Annotated in this window: 20 protein-coding genes; 14 read left to right on the top strand and 6 right to left on the bottom strand. The window is 63.7% G+C overall.

The genetic code is table 11. The features are described from left to right. Positions 1–403, top strand: a 403-nt coding sequence (locus Q7T64_RS06900) for an FtsW/RodA/SpoVE family cell cycle protein (RefSeq protein WP_304793300.1), incomplete at its 5' end; no start/stop codon positions are given. A 52-nt stretch (positions 404–455) separates the two neighbouring features. Then, positions 456–1,586 (top strand): septal ring lytic transglycosylase RlpA family protein, encoded by a 1,131-nt coding sequence (locus Q7T64_RS06895; protein ID WP_304793297.1) that lies wholly within the window; start codon positions 456–458, stop codon positions 1,584–1,586. Between the two features lie 78 nt (positions 1,587–1,664). Here the strand turns inward: Q7T64_RS06895 and rsmI are convergent, their stop codons facing one another. Beyond that, the gene (gene rsmI / locus Q7T64_RS06890; RefSeq protein WP_304793293.1) at positions 1,665–2,591 is read right to left on the bottom strand and encodes a 16S rRNA (cytidine(1402)-2'-O)-methyltransferase; all 927 of its coding nucleotides are present in this window, start codon (positions 2,589–2,591) and stop codon (positions 1,665–1,667) included. Positions 2,592–2,657: 66 nt separating this feature from the next. On the opposite strand from rsmI, the gene Q7T64_RS06885 reads away from it, so the two are divergent. The 12 genes from Q7T64_RS06885 (at position 2,658) to Q7T64_RS06830 (ending at position 21,151) form a co-directional block, all read left to right on the top strand. Then, positions 2,658–3,923 (top strand): penicillin-binding protein activator, encoded by a 1,266-nt coding sequence (locus tag Q7T64_RS06885; protein WP_304793290.1) that lies wholly within the window; start codon positions 2,658–2,660, stop codon positions 3,921–3,923. Beyond that, positions 3,920–4,348: a YraN family protein gene (locus Q7T64_RS06880; RefSeq protein ID WP_304793287.1), complete on the top strand. Its 429-nt coding sequence runs from the start codon at positions 3,920–3,922 to the stop codon at positions 4,346–4,348. Before Q7T64_RS06885 ends, Q7T64_RS06880 begins: the two co-directional genes overlap by 4 nt. 53 nt (positions 4,349–4,401) lie before the next feature. Continuing rightward, positions 4,402–5,001, top strand: a complete 600-nt coding sequence (locus Q7T64_RS06875) for a phosphoheptose isomerase (protein WP_304793283.1) — start codon at positions 4,402–4,404, stop codon at positions 4,999–5,001. After that, on the top strand, positions 4,988–5,689 hold the full coding sequence (locus Q7T64_RS06870) for a BON domain-containing protein (protein WP_304793280.1): 702 nt from the start codon (positions 4,988–4,990) through the stop codon (positions 5,687–5,689). The genes Q7T64_RS06875 and Q7T64_RS06870 overlap by 14 nt, the downstream gene beginning before the upstream one ends. 175 nt (positions 5,690–5,864) lie before the next feature. Continuing rightward, positions 5,865–6,308, top strand: a complete 444-nt coding sequence (locus Q7T64_RS06865; RefSeq protein ID WP_304793277.1) for a DsrE family protein — start codon at positions 5,865–5,867, stop codon at positions 6,306–6,308. A gap of 579 nt (positions 6,309–6,887) precedes the next feature. Further along, complete coding sequence (locus tag Q7T64_RS06860) at positions 6,888–7,388, top strand: hypothetical protein (RefSeq protein ID WP_304793274.1); 501 nt, start codon at positions 6,888–6,890, stop codon at positions 7,386–7,388. A gap of 212 nt (positions 7,389–7,600) precedes the next feature. Next, complete coding sequence (locus Q7T64_RS06855; RefSeq protein ID WP_304793271.1) at positions 7,601–14,395, top strand: calcium-binding protein; 6,795 nt, start codon at positions 7,601–7,603, stop codon at positions 14,393–14,395. A 276-nt stretch (positions 14,396–14,671) separates the two neighbouring features. Further along, positions 14,672–15,205 (top strand): TlpA disulfide reductase family protein, encoded by a 534-nt coding sequence (locus Q7T64_RS06850; RefSeq protein WP_304793308.1) that lies wholly within the window; start codon positions 14,672–14,674, stop codon positions 15,203–15,205. A 104-nt stretch (positions 15,206–15,309) separates the two neighbouring features. After that, a complete protein-coding gene (locus Q7T64_RS06845; protein WP_304793268.1) occupies positions 15,310–16,500 on the top strand; it encodes an efflux RND transporter periplasmic adaptor subunit in 1,191 nt (396 codons plus the stop codon). Continuing rightward, positions 16,501–19,572 (top strand): efflux RND transporter permease subunit, encoded by a 3,072-nt coding sequence (locus Q7T64_RS06840; RefSeq protein ID WP_304793265.1) that lies wholly within the window; start codon positions 16,501–16,503, stop codon positions 19,570–19,572. It begins immediately after the preceding gene. Beyond that, positions 19,569–19,892 carry a DUF3240 family protein gene (locus Q7T64_RS06835; RefSeq protein ID WP_304793262.1) on the top strand — a complete coding sequence of 108 codons (324 nt, stop codon included), beginning with the start codon at positions 19,569–19,571 and terminating at the stop codon, positions 19,890–19,892. The genes Q7T64_RS06840 and Q7T64_RS06835 overlap by 4 nt, the downstream gene beginning before the upstream one ends. After that, complete coding sequence (locus tag Q7T64_RS06830; protein WP_304793259.1) at positions 19,889–21,151, top strand: TolC family protein; 1,263 nt, start codon at positions 19,889–19,891, stop codon at positions 21,149–21,151. Before Q7T64_RS06835 ends, Q7T64_RS06830 begins: the two co-directional genes overlap by 4 nt. A gap of 99 nt (positions 21,152–21,250) precedes the next feature. Here the strand turns inward: Q7T64_RS06830 and lipA are convergent, their stop codons facing one another. From lipA to Q7T64_RS06805, 5 genes are all read right to left on the bottom strand, one after another. Next, complete coding sequence (gene lipA, locus Q7T64_RS06825; RefSeq protein ID WP_370653267.1) at positions 21,251–22,291, bottom strand: lipoyl synthase; 1,041 nt, start codon at positions 22,289–22,291, stop codon at positions 21,251–21,253. 24 nt (positions 22,292–22,315) lie between these two features. Further along, positions 22,316–22,948 (bottom strand): lipoyl(octanoyl) transferase LipB, encoded by a 633-nt coding sequence (lipB, locus tag Q7T64_RS06820; protein WP_304793251.1) that lies wholly within the window; start codon positions 22,946–22,948, stop codon positions 22,316–22,318. Positions 22,949–22,967: 19 nt separating this feature from the next. Beyond that, positions 22,968–23,231, bottom strand: coding sequence for a DUF493 family protein (locus Q7T64_RS06815; RefSeq protein WP_304793248.1), 264 nt, complete (start codon positions 23,229–23,231; stop codon positions 22,968–22,970). Between the two features lie 23 nt (positions 23,232–23,254). Beyond that, entirely contained in the window at positions 23,255–24,103 is an 849-nt protein-coding gene (locus tag Q7T64_RS06810) for a D-amino acid aminotransferase (RefSeq protein WP_304793306.1), read from the bottom strand. Between the two features lie 67 nt (positions 24,104–24,170). Continuing rightward, on the bottom strand, positions 24,171–25,316 hold the full coding sequence (locus Q7T64_RS06805) for a D-alanyl-D-alanine carboxypeptidase family protein (RefSeq protein ID WP_304793245.1): 1,146 nt from the start codon (positions 25,314–25,316) through the stop codon (positions 24,171–24,173). Positions 25,317–25,360 lie beyond the last annotated feature (44 nt).

The following is a 25,360-nucleotide window of genomic DNA, read 5'->3' as shown; positions in this document are numbered from 1 at the left end:
TGGCGCCGGCGGCATCACCGGCAAGGGCTGGCTGCAGGGCACCCAGTCCCATCTTGAATTCATCCCCGAGCGCACCACCGATTTCATTTTCGCGGTCTATTCCGAAGAGTTCGGGCTGATCGGCAATGCCGTCCTGATGCTGCTCTACCTGATGCTGATCGGGCGCGGCCTGCTGATTGCGGCCAATGCGCCCACGCTGTTTACACGCCTTCTGGCCGGGGCCATCACGCTGATCTTCTTCACCTATGCGTTCGTCAACATGGGCATGGTCAGTGGTATTCTTCCGGTGGTCGGCGTGCCGCTGCCGTTCATGAGTTACGGCGGCACCGCCATGGTCACGCTGGGGCTGGGCGCCGGCATCCTGATGAGCATCAACAGGCACCGCAAGCTGGTGCAGACCTGAGCCAATAACCAACCCGGGGGAGCGCGTGACAGTACGGCGAACAATCAAACCTTTGCGAACTGTTGCCATCAGCGCCGGCTACGCCGCGGCCAGCCTTGCTGCACTGCTGCTTGCCGGCTGCAGCACGACACCACTGCCCCCGATGCAGGACAAGGCGCCGCTGCCGCAGGCCGGTACGCGCCAGGGGCCGGCCGCTTCCGCTTCCGTTACCCCGCCGGCATTGCCGCCGGCCGGTTCCGGTCGTGGTGCTTATTACAAGGACGACGGTCCGGCCGACGCGATTCCCGAGGGCCTGGCCGCCACGCCCGACGCCCAACCGCGGATAGAGCCGATCCTGCCGCGTGCCAATCGCCCCTATGTCGTGTTTGGCAAGTCGTACACGCCGATCAGCGACGAGCGGCCCTTCCGCCAGCGCGGCATTGCCAGCTGGTACGGCAAGAAATTCCATGGCCAGCGCACCTCGTCGGGTGAGCCCTACGACATGTTCAAGATGACGGCGGCGCATCCGACGCTGCCGATTCCTTCCTATGCGCGGGTCACGCATGTCGCCAGCGGCAAGCAGGTCATCGTCAGGATCAATGACCGCGGACCATTCCATTCCAGCCGCGTCATCGACCTGTCGTATACCGCCGCGCTCAAGCTCGGTTATCTCGGGCGCGGCAGCGGCGAGGTCGAGGTCGAGCGCCTGCTGCCCGACGAGATTGCCAGGATCAACAGCAAGCCGGCACAGCTCGCCGCGACAGAAGCGGTGGCGGACGTTCAAACAGGCGCGGTTGCCGCGCCGGTCGTGGTGACCACGTCGTCCGGCCCGACGCCGGAGTCGCCTGCCGCACAATCAGCGCCCCTGCTGGCGTCGGCCCCGGCTTCATCGCCGGAACAAGTGTCGGCGTCATCAACACCGGCAGCCACAGGCAGTCCGGCACAGGGGCAGCCGCCTGTGCTCGGCAGCGCCGGCTCGTACTACCTGCAACTGGGCGCATATTCGCAGCAGGCAAATGCCAACCAGGCCGCGCAACGGCTGGGCGTGTCCGGCACCATGCCCTTGCCGGCGCTGCAAGTGGTCCAGTCCAATGGCTTGTATCGGCTCTATGGCGGCCCCTACGCCAGCCGCGCCGAGGCAGAAGCCGCTGCCCAGCGGGTGGCCGTGGCCAATAGCGTGAAAGCCATCATCGTCCAGCGCTAAGCGGCCTTGCCAGGTTTGGTTGCGCGGGTTTGCAGCACAGCCGGGCATGCGCATTTCACGCCCGGCTTGCAGCGGGCGTTAACCAGGCGGTACGCCTGTCTCGCCCTTGAGCGCCAGCGCGCGGTCATAGAGCGCATTTTTTTTCAGTCCGGTGATGCGCGCAGCCAGCGTGGCTGCTTGCCGCACCGGGCATTCCGACAACAGGATCGCCAGGATGCGGTCGACTTCGGCCTGGTCGGCATCCTGTTCAGGTGCGCCCTCCACCAGCACCACGAATTCGCCGCGCTGGTGATTGCTGTCCTGCTGCAACCACGCCGGCGCCTCGTGCAATGTGCAGCGATGGATCTGTTCGAACTGCTTGGTCAGTTCCCGCGCCAGCACCACCTTGCGCGCTGCACCCAGCGCGGCGCCCAGCGCATTGACGGTTTCAACGATCCGGTGCGGCGCTTCATAAAACACCAGGGTGGCGGGCAAGGCCGCCAGCTTGCGCAGCACGCCGTCGCGTTGCGCTGCGCGTGCCGGCAGGAAGCCGGCGAAATGGAATTGGTCGGCCAGCATCCCGGCTGCCGACAGCGCGGCAATCGCGGCACTGGCGCCCGGCAGCGGGATCACGCGCAGTCCGGCCTCGATCACGGAATCCACGATCCGCGCGCCGGGATCGGAAACCGCGGGCGTACCGGCATCCGACACCAGCGCGATGCGCTGGCCCGCCTGCAGCCGCGACACCAGCGCCTGCGCCACCTCCCGCTCGTTATGCTGATGGGCAGCGAGCAGCGAGGTGGAGATGCCGTAGCGCGCCAGCATTTGCCCGGTGTTGCGGGTATCTTCGCAGGCGACGGCATCGACCAGCGCCAGCACGTGCAGGGCGCGTACGCTGATGTCACCCAGGTTTCCCACGGGAGTGGCGACCACATATAATGCGCCGGGCGGATAGGTCTGCTGCGTAACGTCATGCAGCGCGGCAAGTCCAGGCGCCAAGCTGGTATCTCTGGCGGTCAATGTCATCAGGAGAAGTGTGTGGGCCGATGGTTTAGTTGCGTTTGGCTGCTAAGTGTACTCGCGTGCCTGCCGGTGCAGGCTGCGGATCATGCCCGTCATTTTCCGCTATTGGCGCACAACGACCTGATGTTGTTTGCACCCGGCGCGCCGCTGGGCCAGGCCGCTGGCGAGCAAGCAGTGATTGTCGGGACGGTGGTGCAGCCGGCGGTGCGCGTCGAGTCAATCGCCGGCAGCGCCGTCCAGCCGGGCGCTGCCGCCCAGCCGGGTGACCGGACCGGCAACCCGCCGCTGGTCCAGTTTCCCGTTGCACCGGCTGCCGCCATCCGGCTGGTATTGCTGCTGCCCACGCGTTCGCCCGCATTGCGCCCTGCCGCAGAGGCGGTATTGAAAGGCTTCACTGAGGCAGCCGAACGCGACAAGGACGCGCGCATCAACGTGTCCGTCATCGACACCGGCGACGATGCCGATGACGTGCTGGGCGCTTACCAGGCCGCTGAAGCGCAGGCCGATATCATCGTCGGCCCGCTCACGCGCAGCGGCGTGGCCGTTATTACGCAACGCGCAAAAGTGAACAAGCCGACGCTGGCGCTGGCGCATGTAGAACCTGGCGGCGATGGCGAGATCCGGTTGCCGGCGAAAATGCTCGCAATCGGACTGTCGCTGGAAGAGGAAGCGCGGCAGCTTGCCCAGCAGGCGTTCGAACAGGGCATTGGCGGACGTGCCTACATCGTCGCTTCCGGCGCTGCATGGCAGCGACGCGCGGCCAATGCGTTTGCCGCGCAGTGGCGGCAACTGCGACAGACCTCCGACAACATCAACATTGCGTCCTCCGGCCAATGGCTGGACATCAAGGGGCTGCAAGCGCTCAAGCGCCGGCTGGAAGGCGAAGAGCCGGCGCTGATTTTCGTGGCGCTCGATGCACAACAGGCCGGCCAGGTGCGTGAGGCGACCGGCGGCCAGGTGCCGATGGTCGGCACCTCCCAGCTGAACCCGCTGCCGGCCGGCGACTGGCCCGACGCCAGCCGGCGACCGGAACTCGACGGCGTGCAACTGGTCGACATGCCGTGGGTGCTGCAAGCCGATCATCCCGCCGTAATGGCCTACCGTAGCGGTCCTGCCTCCAGCCGGCGCAGTGTCGACCTGGAGCGGTTACTGGCGCTGGGGATTGACGCCTGGCGCGTGGCGCGTGAACTGGCCGCCGGCAAGTCGAGCTTCGATATCGACGGCGTGACCGGCCGGCTCAGGATCGACGTCAATGCCGACCAGGCCCGCTTCCAGCGCATTGCCTCGCCGGGGGTCTACCGCGACGGCGTGGTGGTGGGGGCGGAACGCCCGTGAGCGGCGGCGTGCCGGTAAAGACCGCAACGGCAAAGGCGGCCGGGGCAGGGAGCGGCACGACATCGCCGGCAGCAAATGCAGCCCCGCCAGGCGCCGCGCGCGGCCGCGAGGCGGAAGACCGCGCACTCCGGTACCTGCTCAGCCAGGGACTGTCGCTGGTGACCCGCAATTTCCGCTGCCGCGGCGGCGAAATCGACCTCATCATGCAGCACGGGCGGGAACTGGTATTCGTCGAAGTCCGCTTTCGCAGCAGCGCCAGCCATGGCGGTGCGCTGGCCAGCATCACGTCCGGCAAACAGGCAAAGATGGTGTTGGCGGCCCAGCTTTTCCTGCAGCGCTACCGGCAATTGCCCGCTTGCCGTTTCGATGTCGTCGCCATCGAAGGGACCGCCCTGCATTGGCTCCGGGCCGTTATCAGCTTGTAACGAAACTGTTACCGCCGCAGTCAATACTGACGCGACCAACTATAATCGCCGACATGACGACCGACCAACAGATACTCGAGCATTTCCGCGAAAGCGCGGAGCTGAAAAACCGTGCCGCCGCACAGCTGGCGCGACCCATTGCGCAGGCGATTGACTTGATGTTCGGCGCTTTATCCAACGGCAACAAGGTGCTGGCCTGCGGCAATGGTGGTTCTGCCGCCGACGCCCAGCATTTTGCAGCCGAGCTGGTGGGCCGCTTCGAGCGCGAGCGTTTTCCGCTGGCCGGCATCGCGCTGTCCACCGACAGCTCGATCCTGACCGCCGTGGGCAACGACTATAGCTTCAGGGAGATTTTTTCCAAGCAGGTGCAAGCCTTCGGCCAGCCCGGCGATATCCTGCTGGCGATCTCGACGTCCGGCAACTCGGCCAACGTGATTGCCGCCATTGAAGTAGCGCTGGAGCGCGACCTGCGGGTGGTGGCGCTGACCGGCAAAGGCGGCGGCGCCATCGCCGGCATGCTGAGCGACGACGACGTGCATATCTGCGTGCCGCATGACCGCACCGCGCGCATACAGGAAGTCCATCTTTTGACCATACACTGCTTGTGCGACGGCATCGACGTCGCTTTATTTGGAGGGGATGCGAGTGAATAAGCCAGTAATTACGCCGTCAGACAACGCTGTGATCAACAAGGGTAATGGAAGCTGGAACCGGCTGCGCCGGCCGCTGGGCGCAATCGTGTTGTGCGCGACTGTTGCCGTCACGCTGCAAGGCTGTATTGAAATGGCGGTCGCCACGGCGGCAGTCGGCACCATGGCGGCGTCGGATCGCCGCACCCTGGGTGCGCAGACCGAAGACCAGACCATCGTGGTCAAGGGCGAATCCCGCGTGTCGCGCCTGGTGGGCGATGCCGGCCATGTCAACGTCAACAGCTTCAACCGCAAGGTGCTGCTCACCGGTGAAGTCCGCGACCAGGCCATGAAAGAGGCCGTTGAGCGCGAAATCGGCGGCGTCGAAGGCGTGCTGTCGATTGTCAACGAACTCGTGATCGGCACGCCGACCAGCATGACGGCGCGTTCCAATGACTCGCTCATCACCGCCAAGGTGAAAGCCTCGTTCATCGACGCCAGGGACTTGTTCGCGAACTCGTTCAAGGTGGTCACCGAACGCGGCGTGGTCTACCTGATGGGACGGGTTACCCGCCGCGAAGGCGATCGCGCCGGCGAAATGACGCGCTCGATTGGCGGTGTCCAGAAAGTGGTCAAGGTGCTGGAATACATCAGCGAAGAAGAATTGCGGCAATTGACCAATAGCCCCGAGCCGCAAACCAACAAGCGCTAAGCTGTCCTGACAGCGCAATGGCAATCATCAAGCCGCAGGATTTTTCCTGCGGCTTTTTTCATGCGGGCGCGGCCGGCATGACATCACACCTGGCTGGCCACATGGCATTCCCTATTCGGGGCTAGAATCGGCCTGGCATTCCCGATCCGACATCTCCATCACACAGCAGGCCGCCATGTACGCCATCCGGTTTCGTATTTACTTCATCGCCGCGTTCGTCCTCGCCGGTCTAGCTTCTGCCACACCGCGTTCGGCTTTGGCTGAACCGGTCAAAGTGGTGTACCACCTGCAAGACGGCATTGAACAGGCCAGCCGCGGATTGGGCAATATCCGCAACCACCTGCGCGCCGAGCCGGACACCCGCATCGTCGTGGTTGCACTGGGCTCGGGCATCGAGTTCCTGTTGCAGGGCACGACCGATCGCAGAGGCCGGCCATTCGACGAGCAGCTTGCCGCGCTGGGCCGGCAAGGGGTGGAATTCCGCGTCTGCAATTTCACGCTGGCAGCGCATTCCGTTCCACCAGAGCGCTTGCTGCCGCAGGCCAAACTGGTGCCCTCCGGCGTGGCGGAGATTGCCCGCTTGCAGGCCAGGGAAGGATTCGTGTATTTGCGGCCCTAGCTTGCGCGGCGGGTCACAACAAATAGTGGTCCCGATGGCGCAGTTTGGCGAATCGCGCCAGTTTTTACCGTAAAAATGGCGCTTTGCGGGTGAACCGCGCCATATTTGTGTGCCTGTCGGTCGGCAAAATACTTCAATCATCGAGCATCGGGTCAGCCCGTGTGCCATGTCCGCGTTTCACTTTCACCGGCGGCTGACAAATGCTGGTTGTCGCGCTCTGCCAACAGGCGCCACTAATACATTATTAACAGCAGTCCGATATTCGGCCGCGGCCATCGTTCCCGCCAAATTCCAACGATTAATTAGCCTATCGCCGAACGGATGATCGCTGATCAAGCGTTTCAAGCCCCTCTGGTGTAACTGTGCGAAAACGCCCCTCTTTCCTGCAGGGGCCGCAATCGCTATTGTTTTCCCCCATTGCTGACTGGATTGGCTACGCCGCAGTAAACGCACGCCCGTTGCCTCGCTCGCTTTTCGCGTGCCCGGCTGACATTGGCGTCGTTGCAGTCGCGTTGTGATCGCGTTGGCCGCTATTGAAAATTAATCGCGCCGCTCCCTTGCCCATTGAAGGAACCCCGCATGCCATTCGTGAACGAGTACATCCCGCCGGACGATGTGAAGAAATATCACATTGAGGAGATCAACAAGAAGGTGTATCTCGGCTTCAATCACTCCCGACAGTGGACGATTGATCGCGAGCGCGACATCTACTTTCGTCGAGTCTCGCGCGGTAGGGAGGAGTTCTCCGCAGAGACAACCAACACCTTCTATTGGAAAGGACGACTGATCTGGCTAACCCTGCAGGGCTTGAACGATGAACAAGAGCGGTTGGCCGAAGGCGAGCGGTTCGGTGAAGGTGAGCCAGCAGATCCTGGGAGTCGATTTCTGAGCTTTAAGCTCGTGCATTGGAGCGAAGATGGCTCGGGTTTTATCTCGCCGGAGTTGAAGGCAAGGCGGGCCGAAATCATCCGGGATCTGAAGCAGGCGCTGGAGGCAAGTAAGGGGGGACTTGGGGTCTTTACGTCCCATCCTGACCGACCGAACCATGTGACGCTAATTGTAGGGAAGGAAGTGTCATGACCTTCCTCACATTCCAGCAAGCGCTGGATCTGTTGTTCAGTAGGCCCGCTGAGTTTGCAACGCCCGAGTCACTGCGTACATTGGTCGCGCAAGTTGATGCGACAAACTCGACTGGTGCTGTCACCGTTCTCTATAGTGGAAACATCGCTCCCGGCGTTAGCGGAGGCCAAGTTGTCAAAGGCATGCTGGCTAACGGCGAAAATATTCGTGTCTTGGACATCACCGATGCCGGTCTTTTATTGGATAGTCCCGAGTTCAGTAATGCCGTAGCACGAGTCCATGGTGTCGATGTCGATGACTTTGAAAATAGTAAATTCTCCAGCCCCGAAAAAACCGCCGCCAACAACTTCCTCTACAGCGGCACCAATCCTGACGGCACCAAAGTCACCGGCGTTTGGGAAGACGCCTCAGTGCGCTTCGTTGCCGCCACCCACGGTGAAGTCCGCACGCTGGTCGGCGGCGCCGACCCTGAGCGCGTCTTCGCCACTGCCGAAGTCCATGCGCTGCGCGACAACCCCAACATTACGCACGTAGACGGCATTCCCGCTGAAGCGCTGCGGGCCCGGCCCGAGTCGCAGATTTTTGAAGCAGTGCGCGCCCAATCAGAAGCATTGAGCGCCCACCTGAAAATTGCCGTTGATGGCGATGGCAATATCCTGAAGGTGGGCGAAGTTCCCCGCATCGACACCCGCGACTTCTTCGCCAACACCCCCGGCATCACCGGCACCGACCCCGCGATTCACACGCCCATGCGCAGCATGGCCGAACTCATTCCGCCCGACCGCATCAGCACCTACATCGAAGGCAGCCAGGTCCTGCGAGAAATCCGCTCGTCCTACGAGGACGCAATGCGCCACACCAGCGACCTCGACCTGAAGGCCGCTGCGCACAAGGCGCTGGACCGCATCGGCATTGCTGGCGACGTGCTGGCGCTGGGCCTGGTGGCGCGTGCCGCCAATGCCGCTCACGCCGAGGGCGACACCGCCACGGCCTACCAACTGATCAGGGACTGGTCAGCCGAATTCCTCGGCGGCCTGGCCGGTGGCTTGCTGGCGGCCAAGCTGGCCAGCGCCGCATTGACGCCGGTCTACCTGACCGGGCCGGTGGGCGCGACTATCGCTGGCGCGCTGACGCTGGCCTCGGGCTTTGCCGGCGCGGTGGTCGGCGGCGACCAGTTCAAGCAATGGGTTGGCCAGTTGAGCGACACCGCCGCCGCACTCGGCATCAACGCCACCGTCGGTCCCACGCGGCTGGACCCACTGGCAATCGACCTCGATGGCGACGGCCTGGAAACCTCCGGCGCCACCGCCGGCGCAGTCGTGCTGTTCGACCACAATGCCGACGGCATCAAGGCCGGCACCGGCTGGCTGACACCGGACGACGGCTGGATTGCAATGGATCGCAACTACAACGGCACGATCGATTCCGGACGCGAACTGTTCGGCGTGGATACGATCAAGAATAACGGCACGCTGGCGACAGATGGTTTCGATGCCCTGAAAGATCTCGACACGAACGGCGACGGCCGCATCGACGCCCAGGACACCGCCTTTGCCAGGCTGCGCGTCTGGCGCGACATGAACCAGGACGGCGTCAGCCAATCCAGCGAGCTGAGCACCCTTGGCGCGGTTGGCATCGTCGCCATCAACCTGAACCCCAGCGCCACCGTGACAAACCTGGGTAATGGCAATTTCCAGACCGCTACCGGCAGCTTCGTCCGGGCAGATGGCAGCACTGGCGCCACGGGCCAAACGGTGGGCAACGTCGCCAACCTGGAGCTGGCGGTCAACACCTTTTATCGGGAGTTCACCGACACCATTGCGCCGACCGACCAGGCCAGCGTCTTGCCTGACATGCAGGGGTCCGGGCGCGTGCGCGATTTGCGTGAAGCCGCCAGCCTGTCGCCCGAACTGAGCGAGGCGCTGCATGGCTATGCCATCGAAAGCACCCGCGACGCGCAGTTGGCGCGGCTCGACGACTTGATCGCCCAGTGGGCCAATACGTCCGACATGCTGTCGCTGAAGATGCAGGCCGACGCACTGGCAGCCCAGGGCGTCACGCTCAGCTACGATCTGCCCTCGCTGACCGCTACACCGGCTGCGCGCGATGCATTCATCGACAAGCTCGGCGTGGTCGAGCGCTTCATGGGCTTTACCTATGGCACGACTGGCGGCGGTGCACGCTTTACTGCACTGAGCGCCGGTGAGGGCAATGTGTCGGTGCGCATGGTGCCGATGCAGATTGAAAGCGTCGAGCGGGCGTATGACCGTATCAAGGCCGATATGTATGAAGCGCTGCTGCTGGAGACCCGCCTGCGGCCGTACTACGACCAGATCCAGGTGACATTGACCGACGGTATCCCGGCGCTCGACCTGAGCGGTGTGGCCGCTGCATTCCGCTCAGCCATCCAGCAGGATCGGGACAGCGGCGTGATCGACATGATTGAATTTCTGAGTGTGCTCGGGCATCGCAGTGTGGCCAATGCAGCACCGGACCTGGCAGCACTGGTGATCGCCGAACTGGAGGGCACGCCCGACCTCGGCGCTTACACCAACGATCTCGCCAGCTGGGTCCTCGGCCTGGCCGCGACAGCGCAAGCCAGCCCGACCGGCGACAGTGTCGCCGAACTACTGGTGACATCAAATCTTGCCGACACCATCCATGCCCGCGAAGGCAATGACGTTGTGATCGCCAGAGCCGGCGACGACGTCGTGTATGGCGGCAGCGGAAACGATACCTTGTCCGGTGGTGCCGGTGCCGACGCCCTCGTGGGCGGCTATGGCAGCGACACCCTGGTGTTTCACAGGGGTGACGGCCACGACACCGTCCACAGCCACTACACCCAATGGCGCACCGGCGACGTCGATACGCTCTACTTCGCCGATCGCAATGCGGCCAACATCATTGTCGAAGGCCGTGCCCAGGACCTCGTGTTTCGCTTCCGGGATATGGAAGGTGGTGAAGCAGCGGTGAGTGAAAATGATAGCGTGACGGTCGCGGGCTACCTCGGCCTGAACGTCGCAGTGATCGACCGTGTGCTATTCGCCGATGGCGTGCAGTGGGACAAGGCGAGCTTGCTGGCCATCGCCAGGTCGGCGCCCAACTTCGGCACCTCCGGCAACGATAATTTCGGTGGCTTCGACGGCGTAGCGGCTACCCACTTCGGCGGGGATGGCAACGACAGCGTACGCGGTGCATACGCTAACGACTTGCTCGGTGGTGACGCCGGCCATGACGACCTCATTGGTTTTACGGGCAACGACACGCTCATCGGTGGCACCGGCAACGACACGCTCAATAGCGGCAAGGGCAGTGATACCGTGGTCTACCGGCGTGGCGATGGTCACGACATCGTCAACAACACCCAATTGGACCGCGGCGCAGGCGACATCGACAAGCTGCAACTGCCGGACCTGTTACCGTCGGATCTGACCTTCGAGCGCATCGGCACCGACTTGTTGATCCGGGTGACTGAGGACGGCGGCACGATCCGGTTCACGGGGATGCTGGCTGGCGCAAATCCAAACAGCATCGACCAGATCGTGTTCGCCGATGGCACGCTCTGGAGCCGGGCGCATTTGCTCACGCAAGCCATACCGAATTACGGCACTGCCAACAACGACACGGTCGCGGGTTACGAAGGTGGGTCGAACATCGTCTACAGCGGTGACGGCAATGACGCGCTGCATGGCGCAAGCAGTGGTGACTTGCTGGACGGCGGCAACGGCAACGACCTGTTGCGCGGCTATGCCGGCAACGACACCCTGAGTGGCGCAGCTGGTGTCGATACGCTGGTGGGCGGCACAGGCAGCGACCGCTTCATTTACCGGCGCGGCGACGGCCACGACATCATTAATAATCCTGGCTACGACAAGATCACAGGCGATGTCGATACGCTGCAGTTGTCGGGCATTGACGCTGCCGACATGGGCTTTGAGCGCATCGGCAACGACTTGTTGATTCGTATCGGTGAAAGCGATGTCGTTGGCAGCGCCGGCAATAACAGCAATGCCCTCATTACTGACTCGATTCGCGTAACCGGCATGTTGGGCGGCACCAGCCCCGCCAGCCTGGACCAGCTGGTGTTTGACGACGGCACGGTGTGGAGCCGGGCGCAATTGCTGGCCCAGGCAATCCCCTTCTATGGCACGGGGGGCAACGACTGGCTGGCGGCCTACAGCGGGTCGCCAAACCAGTTGTTCGGCCTGGACGGCAACGACACACTGATGGGCGCGGACGGCAACGACCTGCTCAACGGCGGGTTTGGCAATGACTCGCTCAACGGCGGGAGGGGCAATGATGTCCTGCATGGCGCACAAGGCAACGATACCCTGACCGGAAGCTACGGCAGCGACACCTTTGTGTTCCAGCGCGGCGATGGCCAGGACGCCATCATCAATGCCGCCAGCGACAAGTTGACCGGCGACATCGACAAACTTCATCTTCCAGACCTGAACCCGTCGAACCTGCGCTTTGAGCGGATTGGCTCGGATTTGCTGATCAGCGTGAACGACAGCATCGACACGATCAAGATCACCGGACTGCTCGGCGGCGCCAGCACCAAAAGCATCGACCAGGTCAGCTTTGCGGACGGTACAGTCTGGACCCGGGCGCAATTGCTGGCGCAGGAGATTTCCTTCTACGGCACCGCCGGCAACGACATCCTGACGGGCTACAGTGGCAGCCCGAACAAGATGAACGGCCTGGCTGGCGACGACCGCTTGACTGGCAACGACGGCAACGACTTGCTGGAGGGCGGCGCCGGCAACGACACCCTGAACGGTAGTGTCGGCAACGACGTGCTGGACGGCGGCATCGGCGCCGACTCCCTGAGCGGTAGTTATGGCAGCGACACCTTCGTGTTCCGACGGGGTGATGGCCAGGACGTGATCAGCAATACCTGGCGCGAAAAACAGGCGCAGGATATCGACACGCTGCACCTGCCGGACCTCGACCCGTCCGAGCTGCGCTATGAGCGTATCGGCAACGATCTCTGGATTCGGGTGAACGACAGTGCGGACACGATTCGTGTCGTGAATTTTCTGGGTGGCGGCGAGGCAAACAGCCTGGACCGGTTCACTTTCGGCAATGGCGTGAGCCTGACCCGCAGCCAGTTCCTGGCGCAGGAGATTCCCTTGCATGGCACCGTCGGCAATGACATCCTGACTGGCTACAGCGGTGGGCCCAACCGGATTTTTGCCGGTGACGGCAATGACAAGATTGTCGCCGCCGACGGCAACGACTGGCTCGAAGGCGGCCACGGCAATGACACCATCAGCGGGCATTTTGGCAACGACACCCTGCTCGGCGGGACAGGCAATGACTCCCTGACCGGCAGCTACGGCAGCGACACTATCGTGTTGCGCCGGGGCGATGGCGAAGACGTGATCGACAACAGCCGCTACGAAAAATCCACTGGCGACATCGACACGCTGGAATGGGTCGACGTGCTGTCAAGCGAGCTCGGTTTCGAGCGATCCGGCAACGACCTGTTGATCCGCGTGGCGGGCGGCGCCGACTCGGTCCGGGTAAAGGGCTACCTCGGTGGCGACAATGCAACGAGCCTGGACCGGTTTGTGTTTGCCGATGGCTCGGCATGGACCCGCGCCGAGTTGCTGGCGCGAACCATTCCGTATGACGGCAGCGATGGCAGCGATCGCCTGACGGGTTATTACGGCGCTTCCAACTGGATTTCCGGCAAGGCTGGCAACGACACCATCCATGGCGGCGACGTCCAGGACTGGCTGGCGGGTGACGCAGGCAACGACTTCCTGTACGGCAATAACGGCAACGACACGCTCACCGGCGGCACCGGTAGCGACACCTTGACGGGCGGCTTCGGCAGCGACACCATCATCGTCCGCCGTGGCGACGGCCAGGATACGATCGACAACCTATCTGCCCTTCGCAACGCCAGCGATATCGACACCCTGCTGTTTGCCGACATCCTGAGTCCTGATATTTCGCTCGAAAGGTCAGGGATGGACTTGCTGATCCACACGGGCCAGGACGGCGACCGGGTCAGCATCCTGGGCTACCTGGAAGGCGCCAATCTCAACAGCATCAATCGTGTGGAATTTGCCGATGGCAGCGTGTGGGACAAGTCGGCACTGTTGGCGCAGCCGCTGACCACGCGGGGCGCCGCTGGCAATGACACGTTGAAAGCCTCGTTCGCCGCGCCGAATTTTTTGCATGGCGAGGCAGGCAACGACACCATCACCGGCGGCAACAACCATGATTACCTCCAGGGCGGCATCGGCAATGATTCACTGACCGGCGGCAACGGCAATGATGTGCTGGTCGGCGGCGATGGCGCCGATGTGCTGCGCGACATGGGCGCGACTGGCGGGCAGAACCTGCTTTCCGGGGGCGGTGGCAATGATGCAATCCATGGCGGCGCCGGAGCCGAACTGTTCGCCGGCGGAACCGGGGACGACATCATTGAAACTGGCGGCGGGTCGGATGTCATCGTCTTCAATGGTGGCGACGGCATCGACACCGTGCTGGCTGGCGCCGGCCAGGACAATACCGTGTCGCTGGGCGGCATCGATTTCAGCGAGCTGGCGCTGCAAAAGAGTGGCAATGACCTGCACTTGCTCACGGGCGGCCCGGACCTTCTGAAGTTCAAAGATTGGTTCCTGACGCTGGAGCATCGCAGCGTGGCCTTGCTGCAATTGATCCACCCGGACGAAAACGGCGTGGCTCCGCCTACGGTCAGCAGTATCGATTTCCACGAGCTGGTCGCGCATTTCGAGCAATGGCAGGCGATCGATGCATCGACCGCTGCCTGGGTGCTGGCCACTGATGGCGGCGAGCAGGCCGTCGTCGCCAGCGCCGGACAGGCAATCGGCGGCGCGCTGGCCGTCGAGTATGCGGCCAATGGATTCACCGGTGACGCCGGTTACAGCACGGCGCAACTGGTGCTGGGGAGCGCGGGTTTCGGTGCGCAGCAGCAAGGGACGGACTTTAGCGATACCGGCCTGGACCTGATTTTGCGGCTTGCCTGACCAGGGCGTCGCTGACTTACCGGGCGATGGCCCAGCCCCTGCAGGACGTGCGCGCCAGTGGTTTCCTCACTGGCGCGTTTCCCCGTCAAAAATTGTCATCTGCCGCCGCGCGCGCCGGCATTTGCTGGTCTCGCGTCCTGCCGTTCGCCGGATTTTGGTCCGGCCGGTTTCGCCTATGTGCCTACCCTGGCTCTCGCATCGACCTTCCTTGCGCACGGTATAATCGTGCAATCCGACCCCGTTGCCATCGACCACTGCGGTCAATCCGCCATCGCCATGCTAGCTCCCGCTTCCCCTTCCGGCGCACCCAAGCGTGCGTCCTGGATCAAATACGCCGCCGTTGCGCTGGTGCTTGCGCTGGCGGCGATCGGCACCCTGTCGTTTTCCAAGAAAGAAAGCGCGCCGAACGTGACCTTCAGCGGCATCAATGGCGAGCAGTTCACCACCGACAGCCTGCGCGGCAAAGTCGTGATGGTGAATTTCTGGGCGACCAGTTGCGTCACCTGCATCAAAGAGATGCCCGACATGGTGCGCACCTACAACAAGTACAAGGGCAACGGACTGGAGTTCGTCGCCGTCGCCATGAGCTATGACCCGCCCAACTATGTGCTCAACTATGCACAGACGCGCAACCTGCCCTTCAAGGTCGCGCTCGACAGCACCGGCGAGGTCGCACGCTCCTTCGGCGACGTCAAGCTCACGCCGACGACTTACGTGATCGACAAGAAGGGCCAGATCATCAAGCGCTATGTCGGCGAGCCGCAGTTTGCGGAGTTGCACCAGTTGCTTGAAAAGGCGCTGGCCAGCTAGCCGGCCAGCCTTGCAGCAGGATCCTGGATTCGCCGGATCCGTGTTGCCGCCGATTGTCGATTCCAAGGTCAATAAAACGCGGGTCCGCAAGGGCACCGAAAAAAATGCGTATCTGCTTGCTGCGCCTGGCGCGTCCCTCATCCTTGTCGCCGCATTCATTCACGCGCGGATCCTTGTTGCCTTTGTTACTGGCCTTTGCCAGCGCGTGGTCCTTGCCGGCGCCGGCAGCCGCCCAGGCCGTGCCACTGATCCGCATGGACGACGCCCGCATGCGCCAGGCAGGTGTTGCATTCCAGGACGTCAAGCCGGCCGCCGGCGCTGGCGAGCGGCTGCGCTTGCCGGGCACCGTTATTTTTTCCGGCAAGGGCCAGGCCCTGATCAGTGCGCCTGCCGCCGGCGTGGTGCAGGCGATCCTGGTGCAGCCGATGCAATCCGTTGCCGCTGGCCGGCCGGTCATTTTGCTGCACAGCCCGCAAGTGCTGGAATGGCAGCGCGAATTCATCCAGGCCGCAGCCCAGTTAGCACTTACTGCCGACAAGCTCAAGAGGGACCAGGCCTTGTTCGATGAAGGCATCGTCGCCCGCAGCCGCCTGGAAGAAACGCGCAACGCGCACTTGCAGGCACAAGCCGACTGGCAGGAGCACCAGCAACTGTTGCGCCTGGCTGGCCTTGGCGACGCCGCGCTGCGGCGGCTGGCCACGGACAAGACGCTCAATCCCGAAATCAGCATCGTCGCCCGCCATGCCGGCGTCGTTTCCGAGCAGACCGTCAGCGTCGGGCAGCGGGTGGATGCCGGTGCGCCGCTTTTGACCCTGGCCCGCAGTGGCGAGCTGTTGCTGGAATTACAGGCAAGTCGGGCGCAGGCCGAACGCATCGCGCTGGGCAGCGCGGTGCAGGTCGCCGGTTGCGACGGCGCCGGACGGGTGATCGCCAAAGGACTGGCGGTGAATCCGGCCAACCAATCCGTGTCGATCCGCGCCAGCATGCCGCTCGCCGACAAGTGCCTGCGTGCCAACCAGCATGTGGAAGCCGACATTGCTGGCGTTGCCAACGCCAACGCCAGCGCCTTCGCCGTGCCGGCCAGCGCGCTGCTGCGTCACGAAGGCCGCGAATACGTGCTGGTGCGCGAGCCAGGCGGCGTGCGGCCGGTCGCGGTCACCCCGACCGGCCGCAGCGGCGACGCGCTGATTGTGACGGGGCCACTGAGCGCCAACGCCAGCGTTGCCGTGCAGGGGATTGCCGCGCTCAAGGGTAGCTGGGCCGGACTGGGCAGCGACACCGGCGCGCCAAAGTAAATGCTTGACCGCCTGATTGCCTTCGCCCTGTCGCAGCGCCTGCTGGTGCTGGTACTGACAAGCTTGATGATCGCCGCTGGCATAGTCGCTTTCAAGGGCTTGCCGATCGACGCTTTTCCCGACGTGTCGTCCACCCAGGTCAAGATCATCATGAAAGCACCGGGCATGACGCCCGAAGAAGTCGAGACGCGCATCACCGCGCCGATCGAACAGGAATTGCTGGGCATACCGCACCAGCATGTGCTGCGCTCGCAATCCAAATACGCGCTGGCCGACATCACGCTCGATTTTGACGAAGGCACGGACATTTTCTGGGCGCGCCAGCAAGTCACCGAGCGTCTCAATACCGTATTGGCCGATTTGCCGCCTGGCGCCAGTGGCGGCCTGGCGCCGATCACCACGCCGCTGGGCGAGATGGTGATGTTCACGGTCGAAGGTAATCTGTCGCTGGAGGAAAAGCGCAGCTTGCTGGATTGGGTGGTGCGCCCGCGGCTGCGTTCCATTCCCGGCGTGGCCGAGATCAACGCGCTAGGCGGACGGGTGCGTAGTTTCGAGGTGATACCAGACCCGGCGGCGCTGGCTTCGCGCCGGCTGTCGCTGACGCAACTGCAGGCCGCATTGCAGGCCAATAACCGCAATGACGGCGCCGGGCGCCTGTCCGAGAATGAAGAGGCGCTGCTGGTGAGGGCCGACGGCAGTATCCGCACGCTCGATGATGTGCGCGCGATTGCCATTACCGAGCAGGACGGCGTCGCCATCCGCGTCGGCGATGTCGCCGAAGTGCGCTTTGGCGCACTGACCCGCTACGGCAGTGTTACCCGCGACGGCCGGGCCGAGGCAGTGCAAGGCCTGGTGCTGGGATTGCGCGGGGCCAACGCACAGCAGTTGGTCAACGACGTACGCACCCGCCTGGGCGAGATCGAAAAGTCCTTGCCATCAGGCGTCACGCTAAAGACCTTTTATGACCGTGGCAACCTGGTCGAACGGGCGGTCGGCACCGTCAGTCGCGGCCTGATGGAAGCCATCGCACTGGTCATGGTCCTGCTGTTCCTGTTCCTGGGCAATTTGCGTGCGGCGCTGGTGGTGGCGATCATCTTGCCGCTTTCGGCGCTGCTGACCTTCGTGCTGATGCGCGCGGTTGGCCTGACTGCCAACCTGATGTCGCTGGGCGGACTGGCGATCGCCATCGGCCTGCTGGTCGATGCCGCCGTCGTGGTGGTGGAGAATATCGAAGCGCACCTGGCGCAGCAGTCGCAGCGGCCGGCCGGCGGCGCGCTTTCCCGGCTCAACCTGATTTTCCGTTCGGTGCAGGAAGTCGCCGTCCCGGTATTTGCCGGCATGCTGATCATCGGCATCGTGTTCGTGCCGCTGATGACCTTGCAGGGCCTGGAGGGCAAGCTGTTTTCGCCGGTCGCGCTGACCATCGTGTTTGCATTGTCGGCATCGTTGCTGCTGTCTCTGACGGTGATACCGGTGCTGGCGTCTTTCTTCCTCGGCGACGGCTCGCATGGCGCGCCGCGCTGGGTCGGCCGGCTGGAGCAGCGTTACGTGGCCTTGCTCGGCTGGGCGCTTGGTCATCGCCGGGCAATCTACAGCGTCGCGCTTGTTGCGCTGCTGGCCGCCGCCGCTTATTTCCCGTTCCTCGGCAAGTCCTTCATGCCGACGCTGGACGAGGGCGACCTGATCATGCAGATCGAAAAACTGCCGTCGATCAGCCTGGAGCGTTCCACCGAGATCGACCTCGCCGTGCAGCGGCACATCCTTGCCACCGTGCCCGATGTCGCCGGCATCGTTGCGCGCGCCGGCGCCGACGAACTCGGGCTCGATCCGATGGGCCTGAACGAGACCGATACCTTCCTGTTGCTCAAGCCGCGCGAGCAATGGGTCAGCGCCAGCAAGGATGCGCTGATCGATGCGGTACGCACCGCCACCGATGCCTTTCCGGGCATGAATTTCAGCTTCACCCAACCGATTGAAATGCGCACTTCCGAAATGCTGTCCGGTGTGCGCGGCGACCTGGCCATCAAGATATTCGGTCCCGACCTGGCAACGCTGGGCCAACTTGCCACGCGCATCGTCACGGTGCTGGAAACGATCCCCGGCAGCGAAGAGATCATGACCACGCGCAATGCCGGCGTGCAGTACCTGCAAGTGGAAATCGATCGCCAGGCCGCCGGTCGCCTCGGGCTGTCGGTGGAGCAGATACAGGATGACTTGCGCACCCTGGTGGAAGGACGCAAGGTCGGCGTCGTGATTGAACAGGGGCGGCGCTTGCCGCTGCTGATCCGGGGCGACGCCGGACAACTGACACCGGCATCGTTCCAGTCGCTGCGGCTGCCGCGCGAGAAGGGCGAGCCGATCATGCTGTCTTCGGTCGCAAGGCTGGTCATGGTCGACGGGCCGGTCAAGGTGGAGCGTGAAAATGCCGGCAGGATGTCGGTCGTGCGCGCCAATGTGCGCGGCCGCGACCTGGTTGGCTATGTGGATGAAGCGCGTGCCCGCGTGGCGCGCGACGTGCCGCTGCCGGCAGGCTACCGGCTGACCTGGGGCGGGCAGTTCGAAAACCAGCAGCGCGCCGCCGCGCGGCTTGCCATCGTGGTGCCGGTCGCGCTGGCGCTGATTTTCCTGTTGCTGTTTGCCACGCTGGGCTCCTTGCGGCAGGCAACCCTGGTGCTGCTCAATATTCCGTTCGCGCTGATCGGCGGCGTGTTCGCCCTGGGCATTGCCGGCGAATACCTGTCGGTGCCGGCATCTGTCGGTTTCATTGCGCTGATGGGCATCGCCGTCCTGAACGGCCTGGTCATGATCACCTGCTTTAACCAGCTTGCTGCGCGCAGCAGCGATCGCTTGCATGTGGTGACCGAAGGTGCGCGCCGCCGCCTGCGGCCGGTGCTGATGACGGCCACCATTGCCGGCATTGGCCTGCTGCCGCTGCTGCTGGCCACCGGGCCGGGATCTGAAATTCAGCGGCCGCTGGCGATTGTCATCATCGGCGGGCTGATCAGCGCCACCTTGCTCACGCTGGTGCTGCTGCCTGCCATGTTCCAGCAATTCGGTATGGAGAAAAAATGACGGCAGACCCTGACCGGCCTGATTGCCTGCTGACGCTGGCCCTGCCCGCTGCGCTGGAGCAAGAGGCGCTCGACCTGGTGCTGGCCGAGCCCGGCTGGGTGGTCGACGTGTCGATTGCGCATGTGGAAGCGCTGGGCGAGGATGTGCCACTGGTGACGGCAATGGAAAAGGTGCGCGGCAGGGCGCGCAGGTCGCAGTTGACCCTGGTCACGCACAGCGCGCACGTGGGCCCGCTCACTGCGGCAGTGGCCGCTGCGTTTCCGGGCACGCATACGCTGTGGTGGACCACGGCGCTGACCGGCTATGGAGAAGCGCAATGAGGGCGACGCTGTTGTTGATGGCAATGGTGGCAATGCCTGCGGCGGCGCAGGCCATGGACTTGTCGGGGGCCTTGCCGCCCGAGCAGGCGGTGCGCCAGAGCTTGTCGTCGCTGCCGAGCGTGTCCGCGGCCCGCGCCATGATCGAGGCGGAACAGGCCAACAATCGCCGCTTGCTGGCCGGCCCGCATGAGTGGACGGTGCGCGCCATGGCGCAACGCCGCACCGACAGCATCGGCCAGCGCACGCTGGACAAGCACATCGCGCTGGAGCGGCCATTGCGCGCGCCGGGCAAGGCCGGCCGGGATGCAGCGCTGGGGGAGGCCGGCATCGCGCTGGCGCAGGCGCGCATGGCCGACACCTGGCATGAAGCCGCCCGTGGCTTGCTCAAATCGTGGTTCGGCTGGATGCGCGAAGCGCGCACTGCGCAGCGTTTGCAAGAGCATGCGCAGGTGCTGCAACAACAGCTCGGGATTGTCCAGCGGCGCGTCAAGGCGGGCGATGCGCCACGGCTGGAGCAGATGCTGGCGGAAACCGAATCGCAGCGCGCCGTCGTCGCGCAGGCGCAGGCCGCCGCCCGCGCAGCACGTGCCGAAGCCGATTTGCGCAAGCGATACCCCGGTGTCGTGCCCTTGTTGCCGGCCTCGCTGTCAGCCGCGCAACCGGTGGCGCCAATCATCCCCGGCAGCGTCAGGGATTGGCAGGCCGGCATCCTCGAACACAATCACGAAATCGAACTGGCGCAACTGGAAGCCACGTACAGCAAGCTGACGGCGCAGCGGGTAGCGCTGGACCGGCATGGCGATCCCACGGTGGGGCTGCATTACGGGCAGGAACGCGACAGCCAGGAGCGCATGGTCGGCGTCACGGTCTCGATGCCGTTTGCCGGCGCGTCCCGCAGCGCCAGCGCCGACGCCGCCATGGCGCGCGCACAAGCCGCCGCGGAGAAAGCGCGCGAGGTGAGCATCAATGTCGAAAACGATGCGGCGCAGGTCGCGATGCAAGCGCAGTCGGCCAGCGCACTGTTGGCGCAGTTCGGTGAAATCGCGCGCCAGGCGCAGGCCAATGCGGCGCTGGTCAGCAAAGCCTACGGCCTGGGCGAGGCCACGCTCAACGACACGCTGCTGGCGCGCCGGCAGTCGCTGGAAGCGCAAAGCGCCGCCGAGCAGGCGCAGGTCGATGCACTGGAAGCGCATGCCCGGCTGCTGCTGGACATGCACAAGATATGGAGCTTGCGCGAGCACCATGCCGAGGGCGGCTGAGGGTGTGCGCGGGTTTGAGGCGGGCGCTAACGTCAGTGCATTGAAAAACGCGCCTGAAGCACGCTCCTGAAGCAGGCAGCGGCCTGGATCATCCCTGCGCTAGCGCACGCCCGCGTCGTGCGCCTGCTGGTCCGCATGATACGAACTGCGCACCATCGCCCCAACGGCGGCATGCACGAAGCCCATTTTGTAAGCCTCTTCCTCGAACATCTTGAACACATCCGGATGCACGTAGCGGCGCACCGGTAAATGCTCACCGCTGGGCATCAGGTACTGACCAATGGTCAGCATGTCGACCTTGTGTTCGCGCATGTCGCGCATGGCTTGCAGGATTTCCTCATCGGTTTCGCCCAGGCCGACCATCAGGCCGGATTTGGTCGGCGTGTCCGGATGCAATTCCTTGAAGCGTTTCAGCAAGTTCAGCGAATACGCATAATCGGAGCCGGGACGCGCTTCCTTGTACAGGCGCGGCACGGTTTCCAGGTTGTGGTTCATCACGTCCGGCGGCGCTGCCTTCAGGATTTCCAGCGCCCGGTCCATGCGGCCGCGGAAGTCCGGCGTCAGGATTTCGATGCGGGTGGCGGGCGACAATTCGCGCACGCGCCGGATGCATTCGGTAAAGTGGCCGGCGCCGCCATCGCGCAGGTCATCCCGGTCCACCGACGTGATCACGACGTAGTTCAGTTTCAGCGCGGCGATGGTCCTGGCCAGGTTGGCCGGCTCGTCGGCGTCCAGCGGATCGGGGCGGCCGTGGCCGACGTCGCAAAACGGGCAACGGCGGGTGCACTTGTCGCCCATGATCATGAAGGTCGCCGTGCCCTTGCCGAAGCATTCGCCGATATTCGGGCAGGACGCTTCTTCGCAGACCGTCACCAGCTTGTTGGCGCGCAGGATGTCCTTGATTTCGTAAAAACGGCTATTGGGCGACGCGGCCTTCACGCGAATCCAGTCCGGCTTGGGCAGGCGTTCGGCCTGCACCACCTTGATCGGTATGTGCGCGGTCTTGCCCGCGCCTTTTTGCTTCTGGGTCGGGTCGTAGGTCGCACCGGCATTGCGGGCGGGGATCGGTTTGGCAGCCGCCGCAGTGTCAATCGCAGCGGCAGCAGTCGTTGGGTCGGGTCCGGGAGTCATGGAGGCCATGCGGTCAGGATCGCGGTGTCGCGATCATCCTTTGAGTTGTTCGGTCAGGTTGCGGGCCAGCGTTTGTTGCACCTGCGCCAGTCCGGGGGCCACGCCCAGGCTTTTCATGTCCACTGTCTCCAGCCCTTCATAACCGCAGGGGTTGATCCGGGAAAATGGCGCCAGGTCCATGTCGACATTGAGCGCCACGCCATGATAGGTGCAACCGGAGGCGCGCACTTTCAGGCCCAGCGCCGCGATTTTTGCGCCGCGGCGCTCGCCGTCGGCCAGGTAAATGCCGGGTGCGCCGGGCTTGCGTTCACCGTGCAGATTATACGTGAGCAGGGTATTGATCACGGCTTGTTCGATTTGTTGCACGAACTCGCGCGCAAACAGCCTGCGACCATTGCGGCGCAGGTCCACCAGCAGGTAGGCGACGGCCTGGCCAGGCCCGTGATAGGTCACTTCACCGCCGCGGTCGGTCTGGATCACGGGTATCGCGCCGGCATCCAGTACATGGGCGGCGTTGGCGCCCAGTCCGAGCGTGAAAACCGGCGGATGCTCGACCAGCCACAATTCGTCCGGCGTGTCGGCGCTGCGGGCGTCGGTAAACGCGCGCATCGCCGCAAAGCTTGTGTCGTAATCTTCGATGCCGCGCTGGCGGATCAGGAGTTGCATGGCCGGGGCCGGTGTCGCTCTACAGCACCACTTTTACCAGCGGATGCGAGGTCAGCGCGCGGTACAGGTTATCGAGCTGTTCGCGGCTGGTGGCGCGCACGGTGGTCGTCAGCGACAGGTAATTGCCCTTGCTGGAGGGCCGCATCTCGACCTTGCAGGGGTCAAAGCCGGGATCGTGTTCAATCACGACGGCGATGATTGCCTCGGCAAAGCCGTCCTGCATCGCCCCCATGATCTTGATGGGGAAATCGCTGGGATAGGTGATCAGGCTTTCTGGTGTCATGGCGTGCCCTCGGTTACGCCCGTTCAGGGCGCGCGTTTTGCCTGTTGGTAGGCGTCAAACAGAGCATGGTAGATGGGGCCGGGCACGCCATTTCCAATACGCTGTCCATCCAGTGTCGTGATGGCAAGCACTTCCTTGCTGGCCGACGACATCAGCAGCTCGTCGGCGCCGGTTACGTCCTCGCGCGCAATCCGGCGCGACTGGAAAGTGATGCCGATTGCCCCGCATAATTCTTCCAGCAAGCCATAGCGTATGCCTTCCAGGATCAGGTTGTCACGCGGCGGCGTCATCAGCACGCCATCAGCCACTACCCAGATATTGGTGGACGAGCCTTCGGTCAGCCAGCCGTCGCGGAATTGCACGGCTTCGGTCACCCCGTGGCTTGCGGCGTGTTGCGCGGCCAGTACATTGCCCAGCAGCGATGTCGCCTTGATATCGCAACGCAGCCAGCGCTGGTCTTCGATCGAGACGCAGGCCACGCCTTGTTCGCGCATTTCCCGGCTCGGCGGCACCAGCGGGTTGGCCATGATGAAGACAGTCGGTGTCACATGTGCCGGGAATGCATGGCCGCGGCGGGCAACGCCGCGTGTGACCTGGATGTAGACCAGTTGGTCGCTGGCTGGAAGCGCGGCCGACACACGGCCGATCAGTTCCAGCCAGGTGGCTTCGTCATGCGGATTGGGGATGCCGGTTTCGCGCAGGCTGCGCGCCAGGCGGGCCAGGTGCTGCGCTGGCCGGAACATGCGCCGGCCGTACAGCGGCACGACATCGTAGACGCCATCGCCAAAGATGAAGCCACGGTCCAGCACCGGCACGCGCGCTTGTGACAGCGGCGTGAATTCACCGTTGAGGTAGACCAGCGGATCATCGATGTCCATTGCTACTCCGTCGTTGCTGCGCTCACCATCCGCACATCCGCACATCCGCACATCCGCAGCTCTAGCGGAACAGCAGCCGCATCGAATCCCAGGCGCGCCCGAAAATGCTGGCCTGGCTAACCTGCTCCAGCGCGACGACTGGTATTTCGGCCAGGGTCTTGCCGTCGGCAACCATTTTCAGCGTGCCGACCCGGCTATTGCGTTCGATCGGTGCGACCAGCGGATCGCGGCGTTCCAGCACCGGCTTCATTTTTTCGGCCATGCCCTTGGGTACGGTGATGTACGTATCCTCGTTGAATCCGAGCTTGACCTGGCCTTGCGAGCCTTTCCAGACTTCCGGCGTGGCGACGGCTTGTCCTTTTGCATACAGCTTGACCGTGTCGAAATTCAGGAAGCCCCAGTTCAGCAGCTTCTGGCTTTCCTGCGCCCGGACCTGGTCCGAAGTCGTGCCCAGCACTACCGAGATCAGGCGTCGCTCACCGCTGGCGCCGTTGGGCCGGTGCGCAGAGGCGATCAGGCAGTAACCGGCGGCTGCCGTATGACCGGTTTTCATGCCATCCACCGTCGGGTCCAGCCACAGCAGGCGGTTGCGGTTGGGCTGGGTGATCTTGTTGTAGGTGTAAGTCTTGGTCGAGTAAATCTTGTACAGCTCGGGATGATCCTTGATCATGCGGGCGGCCAGCACGGCGAGGTCGCGCGCCGTTGAATAATTTTCCGGGCTGGGCAAGCCGTGGGAATTGGCGTAGCGGGTCGACTTCATGCCCATGCGCTCGGCTTCGCGGTTCATCAGCACGGCGAACGACTCTTCGGTGCCGGCCACGGTTTCCGCCAGCGCGATCGAGGCATCGTTGCCGGACTGGACAATCAGTCCATACAGCAGGTCGTTGATCTTCACCGGCGTGGCCGGATCGATGAACATTTTGGAACTGTCCTTGTCAACTCGCCATGCCTTGACCGAGACGTTGGTCATCTGGTCCAGCGACAGCCGCTTGTCCTTGATTGCTGAAAAGCTCAGGTAGGCGGTCATGATCTTGACCAGCGAAGCCGGTTCGATGCGCAGGTCGGGTTCGTGCGCGGCGATCACTTGTCCGCTGGTGGCGTCCATCAGCAGCCATGAGCGTGCGGCGATGTTCGGTGGCGGCAGGCTCTGGGCCAGGGCCGGCAATGACAACAGGGTGACGGCCAGGGCGGCCAGGATTTTCTTCATGTGGTGCGTGTTCCGGAAAGCGAGTCGAAAACGAGTCGGGGATG

Source organism: Lacisediminimonas sp. (assembly GCF_030645335.1).
Taxonomy (GTDB): domain Bacteria; phylum Pseudomonadota; class Gammaproteobacteria; order Burkholderiales; family Burkholderiaceae_D; genus Lacisediminimonas.
This window is presented reverse-complemented; position numbering and strand designations above follow the sequence as displayed.

Excerpts from the sequence above, each read along its gene's own strand:
- rsmI (WP_304793293.1), bottom strand. The coding sequence starts at position 2,591 with ATGACATTGACCGCCAGAGATACCAGCTTGGCGCCTGGACTTGCCGCG.
- Q7T64_RS06875 (WP_304793283.1), top strand. The coding sequence starts at position 4,402 with ATGACGACCGACCAACAGATACTCGAGCATTTCCGCGAAAGCGCGGAG.
- Q7T64_RS06870 (WP_304793280.1), top strand. The coding sequence starts at position 4,988 with ATGCGAGTGAATAAGCCAGTAATTACGCCGTCAGACAACGCTGTGATC.
- Q7T64_RS06865 (WP_304793277.1), top strand. The coding sequence starts at position 5,865 with ATGTACGCCATCCGGTTTCGTATTTACTTCATCGCCGCGTTCGTCCTC.
- Q7T64_RS06860 (WP_304793274.1), top strand. The coding sequence starts at position 6,888 with ATGCCATTCGTGAACGAGTACATCCCGCCGGACGATGTGAAGAAATAT.
- Q7T64_RS06850 (WP_304793308.1), top strand. The coding sequence starts at position 14,672 with ATGCTAGCTCCCGCTTCCCCTTCCGGCGCACCCAAGCGTGCGTCCTGG.
- Q7T64_RS06845 (WP_304793268.1), top strand. The coding sequence starts at position 15,310 with ATGCGTATCTGCTTGCTGCGCCTGGCGCGTCCCTCATCCTTGTCGCCG.
- Q7T64_RS06840 (WP_304793265.1), top strand. The coding sequence starts at position 16,501 with ATGCTTGACCGCCTGATTGCCTTCGCCCTGTCGCAGCGCCTGCTGGTG.
- Q7T64_RS06835 (WP_304793262.1), top strand. The coding sequence starts at position 19,569 with ATGACGGCAGACCCTGACCGGCCTGATTGCCTGCTGACGCTGGCCCTG.
- Q7T64_RS06830 (WP_304793259.1), top strand. The coding sequence starts at position 19,889 with ATGAGGGCGACGCTGTTGTTGATGGCAATGGTGGCAATGCCTGCGGCG.
- lipA (WP_370653267.1), bottom strand. The coding sequence starts at position 22,291 with ATGGCCTCCATGACTCCCGGACCCGACCCAACGACTGCTGCCGCTGCG.
- lipB (WP_304793251.1), bottom strand. The coding sequence starts at position 22,948 with ATGCAACTCCTGATCCGCCAGCGCGGCATCGAAGATTACGACACAAGC.
- Q7T64_RS06815 (WP_304793248.1), bottom strand. The coding sequence starts at position 23,231 with ATGACACCAGAAAGCCTGATCACCTATCCCAGCGATTTCCCCATCAAG.
- Q7T64_RS06805 (WP_304793245.1), bottom strand. The coding sequence starts at position 25,316 with ATGAAGAAAATCCTGGCCGCCCTGGCCGTCACCCTGTTGTCATTGCCG.